General features: G+C 64.0%; 3 protein-coding genes. All 3 read right to left on the bottom strand.

Going from position 1 to position 2,133, the window contains the following annotated elements; all coding sequences use genetic code 11:
- The coding region (locus FHX06_RS35455) for a heme lyase CcmF/NrfE family subunit (protein ID WP_183882710.1) at positions 1 to 1,127 on the bottom strand (1,127 nt) is incomplete at its 3' end.
- On the bottom strand, positions 1,124 to 1,636 hold the full coding sequence (gene ccmE, locus FHX06_RS35450; RefSeq protein WP_112547856.1) for a cytochrome c maturation protein CcmE: 513 nt from the start codon (positions 1,634 to 1,636) through the stop codon (positions 1,124 to 1,126). The genes ccmE and FHX06_RS35455, both read right to left, overlap by 4 nt.
- A partial coding sequence (locus tag FHX06_RS35445) for a tetratricopeptide repeat protein (RefSeq protein ID WP_183882708.1) occupies positions 1,633 to 2,133 on the bottom strand: 501 nt, incomplete at its 5' end. The genes FHX06_RS35445 and ccmE, both read right to left, overlap by 4 nt.

Raw genomic sequence — 2,133 nt, 5'->3', positions numbered from 1 at the left:
TCCAGCACCAGCGGATAGAGCGTACCCGTCAGCACCGTGCCGCAGGCAACCGTCAGGATCAGGTTGTTGACCACCAACGCGCCCTCACGCGAGATCGGCGCAAACAGACCGCCGGCCGACAGAAGCGGCGCGCGGAAGGCAAAAAGCGATAGCGCCCCGCCGATGAAGATCAGGAGAATGCAGAGGATGAAGACGCCGCGGCTCGGGTCACTGGCGAATGCATGGACCGAGGTCAGGACGCCGGAGCGCACCAGGAAAGTGCCCATCAGCGACAGCGAGAAGGTGAGGATGGCAAGCAGCACCGTCCAGATCTTCAGCGCCTCGCGCTTTTCCATGACGAGGGCCGAGTGCAGAAGTGCGGTGCCGGCAAGCCAGGGCATGAAGGAGGCGTTTTCCACCGGATCCCAGAACCACCATCCGCCCCAGCCGAGTTCGTAATAGGCCCAGTAGGAGCCCATGGCGATGCCTAATGTCAGGAAGGTCCAGGCGGCAAGCGTCCAGGGCCGCACCCAGCGCGCCCAGGCGGCATCGATGCGGCCGTCGAGAAGGGCGGCAACCGCAAAGGAGAAGCAGACCGAGAAGCCGACATAGCCGAGATAGAGGAGCGGCGGATGGATGGCGAGGCCGATATCCTGCAGCACCGGGTTCAGATCCTTGCCCTCGGCCGGCGCCGGATCGAGGCGGGTGAAGGGATTGGAGGTCAACAGGATGAAGAGGATGAAGGCGACCGAGATCCAGGCCTGGACCGAGAGCACATTGGCCTTCAACGTATCGGGCAGATTGCGGCCGAAGACGGCGACCAGCGCGCTGAAGAGCGCCAGGATCAGAAGCCAGAGCATCATCGATCCCTCGTGATTGCCCCAGACGCCGGAGTACTTGTAGATCAGCGGCACCAGCGAATGCGAATTCTCCCAGACATTCTGGACGGAGAAGTCGGAAACCACATGGGCATAGGTGAGCACGCCGAAGGAGAAGGCAACGAGGGCAAAGAGCAGGACCGAGCCGAGCGGCGCCACATCCATCATCGACTGATCGCCGCGCCTTGCACCGATCACAGGTACGACCGACAGGATGATTGCCGTTGCGAGCGCCAGAACCAGCGCATAGTGGCCGATCTCGATGATCATGGCGTTGCCCTTGTCTGTTGTCCCTGGGCTTCCTGGCCCTTTGCCGCCTCGCCTTGCGGTGCGGCCCCCTTGCCCTCTTCCCAGAGGCCCTGGGCCTTCAGCCTGTCGGCGACTTCCTTGGGCATGTAGGTCTCGTCATGCTTGGCAAGCACGGTATCGGCAGTGAAGACATTGCTGCCTGTCTCGAACGTGCCCTCGGTCACCACGCCCTGCCCTTCGCGGAAGAGATCGGGAAGGATGCCCTGGTAGCGGACATTGACGATCTGCCCGCTCGGATCGGTCACGGCAAAACGCACGACCGAGCCCTCGCCGCGCATGACGCTGCCCTCGCCCACGAGGCCGCCGAGGCGAATGCGGGTGCCCGGTGCGATCGGGTTGCTGGCGAGATCGCCGGGCATGTAAAAATAGGCGACCGACTGGCTGAAGGCGAACATGACGAGCAGCACGGCGGCGGCAATGAAGCCCATGCCGCCGGCAATCACCGCCATGCGTTTCTGCTTGCGCGTCATTCGCTCAATCCCTCCGTCGCGATGCCGAGCTCCTTGCCGAGCGCCAGCAGCTGCCTGCCTTCATCGCCTGATGCCGGGAAGGCCGCAAGCCCACGCTTCAGGGCGCCTGCAGCGCGATCCTTGTCGTTCAATACGGCGTAAGAGCGGACGAGACGCATCCAGCCCTCGAAATTGTTGGGATCAGCTGACAGCTTCGCATCGAGGCTTTCCACCATGCCGCGGATCATCTGCTGACGGTCGCCGCTACTCATCGTCTCGGCCGCGGCCACATCCTCGGAAGTCGGGCCGCCCGGCGCCGCGGGCTGGGCCTCGGGCGCTGCCGCCGGACCGCCATTCTTGGCGATGTGCTCGTTGACCAGCGGCAGCCAGGGGGCATCGGCAGGCGATTGCTTCGCCAACGTCTCGAAAGCGCTCCGCGCCTCTTCCGGCTGACCCGCCTGCTCCATGCTCAGGGCAATGTAGAAACGTGCACGCGGATTGTTCGGCTCTAGGGAGAG

The organism is Rhizobium sp. BK512, from assembly GCF_014194915.1.
GTDB lineage: Bacteria > Pseudomonadota > Alphaproteobacteria > Rhizobiales > Rhizobiaceae > Rhizobium.
This window is presented reverse-complemented; position numbering and strand designations above follow the sequence as displayed.

What these genes read in the sequence shown, in the direction of transcription:
- ccmE (WP_112547856.1), bottom strand. Translation starts at nt 1,636, where the DNA reads ATGACGCGCAAGCAGAAACGCATGGCGGTGATTGCCGGCGGCATGGGC.